This is a genomic window from Streptomyces aurantiacus JA 4570, from assembly GCF_000414115.1.
GTDB classification, from domain to species: Bacteria; Actinomycetota; Actinomycetes; order Streptomycetales; family Streptomycetaceae; genus Streptomyces; species Streptomyces aurantiacus_A.
Genome location: NZ_AOPZ01000393.1, coordinates 1 through 639 on the forward strand (window position 1 = coordinate 1; position 639 = coordinate 639).

General features: G+C 76.2%; 1 protein-coding gene. It reads left to right on the plus strand.

Annotated features, from left to right (window positions below; translation table 11 throughout):
- Positions 1-256: 256 nt before the first annotated feature.
- Positions 257-639, plus strand: a 383-nt coding sequence (locus STRAU_RS44110; protein WP_037663209.1) for a carboxyl transferase domain-containing protein, incomplete at its 3' end; no start/stop codon positions are given.

A 639-nucleotide genomic window follows, 5' to 3' on the forward strand; every position in this document is an offset into this window, starting at 1 on the left:
CGGGACGCGGCGGGTGCCGGCCCGGGCCCGCGGGCTCCGGCGCCTACCGGGCGCCGGACAGCTGGCAGTGCGCCCCCGGCGGCGACCGGCGATGATCGGCCAACTCCGCCTCCCCCCTAAAGAAACCATGCATGCGGTTTGTTACTCTGCGCGTGCGGCCCCCTTTGCCGGCCGCGCCCGCGCCCGACGCACGCCCGCCGGCCACCGGCGGCACACAGCAGTGACTCAGCAGTGACAGAGGGGAAAGGGGACTGCCATGGCGACGGTGATGGAGCCGGCCGCTCTCGTGGCGCGGCCGCAGACGGCCGGGGCGCAGGGCCCACCGGCAGAGGAAGCACAAGCCGGGCAAGCGGGACAGGCCGCGCAGGCGGGGCAGGCCGCGCAGGCCGGGCAGGCGGCGCAGGCAGCTGATGCGCGGGGCCGGGCGGCGCAGCTGGCCGGCATCCGCGCGCAGGCGCTGGCCGGCCCCGGCGAGAAGGCGACCGCGGCGCAGCACGCCAAGGGCAAGCTGACCGCCCGCGAGCGCCTGGAACTCCTGCTGGACGAGGGGTCCTTCCAGGAGGTCGAGCAGCTGCGCCGGCACCGGGCGACCGGCTTCGGCCTGGAGGCCAAGAAGCCCTACACGGACGGTGTGATCAC